Origin of the sequence: Desulfofundulus thermobenzoicus (genome assembly GCF_009428905.1) — a bacterium.
Classification (GTDB): domain Bacteria; phylum Bacillota; class Desulfotomaculia; order Desulfotomaculales; family Desulfovirgulaceae; genus Desulfofundulus_A; species Desulfofundulus_A thermobenzoicus.
In genome coordinates this window covers 1-5,078 of sequence record NZ_WHYR01000090.1, presented here as the reverse complement: position 1 = coordinate 5,078, position 5,078 = coordinate 1, and the positions used below count along the sequence as shown (strand labels likewise).

The window sequence follows — 5,078 nt, the reverse complement described above, 5'->3', positions numbered from 1 at the left end:
TATGAAAAGAATCTGTGCGCTGGTTTTCGTTTTTCTTGATCAGCCCGGCATCGGTAATCATCTGTACCAGGGTGAAAAGGGCCTCTTTGTGTTGTTGGGACTCCAGCAGGCGGTCCCGAAAATTTCCAAATGTGCTATGGTCAAAGCCCATATCATCTAACTCCAGACCAAGGATATACTTATAGCGGATGTCAAACCGGCAGGCTTGCTCCAATTCCCGATCCGATAAGTTATCTAAACGCTGCAGGACAAGGGCTTTCATCAGTATTTCCGGTTGTGCCGGCCGGCCGTTGTTCGGACAGTATAGCGGTGTGAAGTCGATCTTTTGTACAAAGTCATCACAAATCTGGCGAATCTCCCGGTAGATACTGTCCTTGGCAAAAAGATTCTCGCATACAAAACGAGAGTCAAACAAGGATATTTGTTGTCCTTTGGTCGGCTTATACATGGTTACCTCCAGAAAGAATGATTTCTTTTGGAGGTAATATTCGACATTAATGGTGATTATCCTTCTTTATGGAGCAATTATCTCCTTATTTCAATATCTTACATTAGATCATAACCAAATACTACTGAATGTTATTTATTGGTAAATGGCCCTGGGGGGTTTTTCGACAGTCTCTCAAAGCCAAATTGCTTAAAATGCTGATCAAATGTAAATGCCAGCCTGAGATTGTATTTTTGCATAATGATAAAACTGGTAGCATCTATGAAAGAAAAATCCTTGTCCCGGTATTTCCCTATTATTTCTCTGGCCAGGGCTTCATCTTCCCGGGTAATGTGTATAATATTCCAGTCGTAATTAAGGAGCCATTCCCTGGCTATATCCCGGCCTAAACGTGACAATAAAAGGGTATGGGTTTCTGCAATCAAGAAGTTAGTCATCAGGAAGCAGACCTTTCCCGATACAAGATGTTCCAGGACGGCCACGGCGGCGGGATGCCATTGATCCCGGCCATTGAGCAGGGCCAGCACTGCGCTGGAATCCACCAGCACGTTCATTGCTTTGTACTCTCTTCCTTAGCCTGTGTCAGGTAATAGTCATGTTTTTCAGACAGATCAGCGGGACCATGGCCTTTTCCAATTAAATGGAAAATCGCGTCCTGAGGAGATGCTTGCTTAAATGGAGAAAACTTCCGCAGGATAATCTCTTCACCATGTATATAAACGGCCAGGTGATCGCCTTCCTTGATGTTCAACCGTTTTCTCGCCCGTACCGGTAAGGTCATTTGTCCCTTTGAAGTTATCCTGATTACGTCAAATTGATCGTTCATGCAGGATCTCCTTTCTTAGTAAGATATCCTTACCATGGCATTATAATATTTTCCAGAGAGGAAGTCAATAAGAGCAAAAACTTTTCGGCAACTGGCCGGTGAAACCTTTTACCTTTCTGCGCTTCGCTATAAGAGCGTAACCTGGTTGCTATCAAGACCCCCACGTCGCCTGCGGCGGCACCAACAGAGGAACGAAAATGTATTTTCAAGGTAGATGAAACAAAAGGGGAGGTGAAAAACAGCTTCTTCCCATCTAACAAATATCTCAAATAGGTATTGCCAACCAGTACCGCCTGATATAAACTAATATTAGGCGGTGATTTTATGAAGCTATATACAGTCAGCGAATTTGCCGAAAGACTTGGTGTTAGCGTATCAACCCTGCGTGCATGGGATAAAGAAGGCAGGCTGGTCGCCTTACGCACGCCAACCAATAAACGAAGATACACTGAAGAAATGTTATACCGGGCGCTGGGGATAAAAAATCGCCAGGAACCAAAGAAAATAGTATTGTATGCCCGGGTATCCTCCGCCGTCCAGAAGCCGGATCTGGAAAACCAATTGCGTTACCTGAAAGAATTTGCCGCCGGCAAGGGATTAACCATAGACGAAATACTTTCCGATGTTGGCTCTGCCCTCAACTATAAGCGCAAGAATTTCCTGAAGCTGTGCGGCATGATCACCCGGGGAGAAATCAAAACAGTAATTGTCGCCCATAAGGATAGGTTGGTACGTTTCGGCTTTGAATTTTTGGAAGACCTGTTCGCCAAATTCGGCTGTGAAATACTTGTGGTCAACAAGGCTGAAGACATCTCGCCAATTGTTGCCTATGAAGATCTGGCCATTCTGCGGGGCAAAGCCAAAAGCAAGGGGCTTTCACGCAGGGTATCCAACTGGCAGCGGAACATAATCAAAGAGCGGCTGGAATATAAGAATCATGTTTATTCTGTGACCGATCCCGGACCGGTAAACGCGGCCTATACCAGCCAGCAGTGTCCGCAATGTGGTTGGGTGGATTCCGGAAACCGCCACGGTGACACGTTCAAATGCCGGAAGTGCGGCTTTGCAGCGGGTGCAGACCACGTGGCGGCATTAAACCTAAAAGCAAGATTATTCGACGTTGAGATTACCCGTTACACACCATACCGAAAGGTTAAAGAAATACTTCTTCAGCGTTACCAACAAAAACAAGCCCGGTAACTTTTCATTCTCCCGGAATGTTTCCGGGAAAGGACAGGGATTGGCCCGGCGGGAGAAAGACTGTTGGAACATATAGCCGACTGGTTAAGGTTGTATGCGAGAGCAGCTTTAACGATGACGCTTTCCACGGAAAGCGGAGCACTGCCGGGTAGCCTGCACTGGAATACGCGGTAAACGGTATTTCGGTCCGGCCAAGCCGTCCCTGTTCTTCAGGTGGGAGCCTGCAGGCGGCAATACCACCCCGCCGTTTGGAAGCCGTCAGGTTGGATAAAGACGGTGGACCTTCGGGCCTGCCGGATGACATACCGGTTTGGCTGTCACTGTTTCGGGCGGGACTCCAGATGTTCGGTTCCTGTTTCTTACCAGTCGGAAACAGGAAAAAACCAACCTCTCGGAGAGCGTAAACTGCTTTTGCTATCACTTTTATCGCTACTTGATAGAAGTTGCTAGCAAAAATGAAACAGAAGTTTGATACGCCTATAATTCAATTCCGTACCGGCGTATATTCTCCCGCATTTCCGGCCGGGCTGATTCCACCGGCACAAGATCCACGGAAAATGGCTCCGCCGCCGCCAGCACATCGGCGTAGAGCCACCAGAAATCCACCTCCCGGGGCAGGCCCGCCACAGCCAGGTCGATGTCCGAATGTTCGTCAAACCGGCCGCCTCCGGCCAGGGAACCAAAAAGCCAGACCCGGCAACCGCCATGCCGGCGGACTACACCGGCGGCCCGTTTGGCGGCGGCCAGGGCCAACTCTTTCCTTTGAGCCAGTTCCTTTTTGCGCTGCTCCCGCCTTTTTAAAAGCCCGGCCCGCATTTCATCCAGATCCTGCTCACTGTAGGCCATGGGGATCACCACCGTTTTGTTCCCTGTCGTCCGCCTCCGCTAGCATATCCAAAAAGGTATTGATTGTCCGCTGAAAATGTTCCACCGTATCCGGCATGGCTTTAACCAGGGATTCCATACGCTCCCACTCCAGATCAAAACCGTAACGGTGGCGGAAGCTCAAAAAAGGAGCCAGCTCACCGGCCAGTTCAGTGGTTCAGTTCGGGCGGCTGATCTGGGCGGCATCACTGTAGGTCACCTACTTTTTCTTTAAAGGCACCGGTGGCAGGCGAACAAAACCGGCAGTTTCAAAATGAACGTCAAAAGCAGCGGCTTCTTTTATTTCCAGGCGCTGCATAAAGGCAAAGCTGGTGCAATCAGTAAAGCTGAAATTCTGGTCGCTATATTTACAGAAAAGCTCCCATGCATGTTCTTCATCTGTGGGCAGCAGGCGTACCAGCGTGCAGATTTTGCTTTCTTTCAGTCGTTTTCCGTATTCCACAGCCACCCGGTGTCCGAAATCATATCGCAGAATAGTTACCAGCTCATCGAAAATAAAATTGGTTGTTATTAGCGGGGCAGGAACACGGCTAAGAAATGCAACTGCTTCTTTATGGTGGGGATCGCCGGCAAAAGCATGCGCATACCAAAAACTGGTGTCCACGAAAATCTGCCGCATTGCTCTCACACTTTATATAGGCGGCGGTCAATGGTTTCGCTGGAAAAATCGTTCCCCGGCGGAGGTTGGGCAATTCCTGCTGCTTCCAGGAGCGGGTCCTTCATTTGCTCAAAATTTTGCTCCATATGTCCGGAAATTATCTGTCGCAGCACGGCAGAAATCGATTTCCCCTGGCTTTCTGCCATCTTTCGAAGAAACTCGTATTGCCATTCTTCCACCACGACCTGCATCCGGCGCATTAATACCAGGCCTCCCTAAAAATTACACATTCATTATTACACAACATCAGCTAACTGTCAATATTACCCTGGGCATGATCCTGGACAACATCATTGAAATCGACAGCCTTTCCGAGTTGGAGGAATATCTGTAAAGGGCCCCTGCGTAAAATCCGTGATGTTTTATCTGTTGAGAATATTGGCCCGGTGGGGGAAGGGCTTATTTTTTACCTTACATCCGGGATGGCTTAACCTTCCCTTTGCCATTCTTCGATCCAGGCGATCCATGGAAGATGCCCACCGGCTGCGTTGAACAGGCGGCGGTCGCCCGCGACCAGCTTTACGTTTCTGGATGCGGCCAGGACAAGCAAGACGTAACAATCAAAGTAAGAGTTCAGAATACATCCGGCAAAAAACAATGCGTGGGTTGCTTCATCCCTTTCCCAGCAACATTAATGCTTGTCTACACGGGCTAAGGCCCGCACGACCGGCGTATGCAGGTCCTTGTCCCCGCTCACGAAAATGTCCGGATTCGTAAGCAGTACCGAGGCCAGGACAGCAGCGTCTTTCGTGTCGCGAAGGTGCTTTGCCGCCTCCTGAATTTTCTCCGCCGGGGGCATCGGATGATTTGCTGAAAGCATTTAGCGGGAAGCAACCCTTTATAATTGCTTCCCGGACCACTACCTGGTAAAATGAAGATGGTGATATAGATGACCGGCGACATGCCAAAGGATAAATATGACACAACGATGAAGGAACTCTTTGCAGACAGCGAAGAGGACTTGATCCGCTTTTTCGGCCAGATAAAGACGCAGGTAATCCGGCAATTGAACATCGAATTTCCCCTGGTGGAGAAAAAGAGAAGCGATTTGATCCTGGAAT

Annotated in this window: 8 protein-coding genes and 1 pseudogene; 2 read left to right on the top strand and 7 right to left on the bottom strand. The window is 48.7% G+C overall.

Annotated elements, in window-relative coordinates; genetic code table 11:
• From GFC01_RS17465 to GFC01_RS17455, 3 genes are all read right to left on the bottom strand, one after another.
• On the bottom strand, positions 1-448 hold a 448-nt coding region (locus GFC01_RS17465; RefSeq protein ID WP_194175026.1), incomplete at its 3' end, for a transposase.
• Positions 449-579: 131 nt separating this feature from the next.
• Positions 580-1,002, bottom strand: a complete 423-nt coding sequence (locus tag GFC01_RS17460; RefSeq protein ID WP_152948426.1) for a type II toxin-antitoxin system VapC family toxin — start codon at positions 1,000-1,002, stop codon at positions 580-582.
• Positions 999-1,274 (bottom strand): AbrB/MazE/SpoVT family DNA-binding domain-containing protein, encoded by a 276-nt coding sequence (locus GFC01_RS17455; protein ID WP_152948425.1) that lies wholly within the window; start codon positions 1,272-1,274, stop codon positions 999-1,001. Before GFC01_RS17455 ends, GFC01_RS17460 begins: the two co-directional genes overlap by 4 nt.
• 324 nt (positions 1,275-1,598) lie before the next feature.
• On the opposite strand from GFC01_RS17455, the pseudogene GFC01_RS20265 reads away from it, so the two are divergent.
• Both GFC01_RS20265 and GFC01_RS20260 read left to right on the top strand, forming a co-directional pair.
• A pseudogene (locus GFC01_RS20265) lies at positions 1,599-2,093 on the top strand (IS607 family transposase); the annotation flags it as partial.
• On the top strand, positions 2,085-2,474 hold the full coding sequence (locus GFC01_RS20260) for a zinc ribbon domain-containing protein (RefSeq protein WP_423244414.1): 390 nt from the start codon (positions 2,085-2,087) through the stop codon (positions 2,472-2,474). The pseudogene GFC01_RS20265 and the gene GFC01_RS20260, both read left to right, overlap by 9 nt.
• 477 nt (positions 2,475-2,951) lie before the next feature.
• Here the strand turns inward: GFC01_RS20260 and GFC01_RS17440 are convergent, their stop codons facing one another.
• The 4 genes from GFC01_RS17440 to GFC01_RS17425 form a co-directional block, all read right to left on the bottom strand.
• Entirely contained in the window at positions 2,952-3,320 is a 369-nt protein-coding gene (locus GFC01_RS17440) for a nucleotidyltransferase family protein (RefSeq protein ID WP_207707644.1), read from the bottom strand.
• Positions 3,307-3,483, bottom strand: coding sequence for a hypothetical protein (locus tag GFC01_RS17435; protein ID WP_152948424.1), 177 nt, complete (start codon positions 3,481-3,483; stop codon positions 3,307-3,309). Before GFC01_RS17435 ends, GFC01_RS17440 begins: the two co-directional genes overlap by 14 nt.
• A 75-nt stretch (positions 3,484-3,558) precedes the next feature.
• A complete protein-coding gene (locus tag GFC01_RS17430) occupies positions 3,559-3,978 on the bottom strand; it encodes a type II toxin-antitoxin system VapC family toxin (protein ID WP_152948423.1) in 420 nt (139 codons plus the stop codon).
• A gap of 5 nt (positions 3,979-3,983) precedes the next feature.
• The gene (locus GFC01_RS17425; protein WP_152948422.1) at positions 3,984-4,217 is read right to left on the bottom strand and encodes a hypothetical protein; all 234 of its coding nucleotides are present in this window, start codon (positions 4,215-4,217) and stop codon (positions 3,984-3,986) included.
• Positions 4,218-5,078 lie beyond the last annotated feature (861 nt).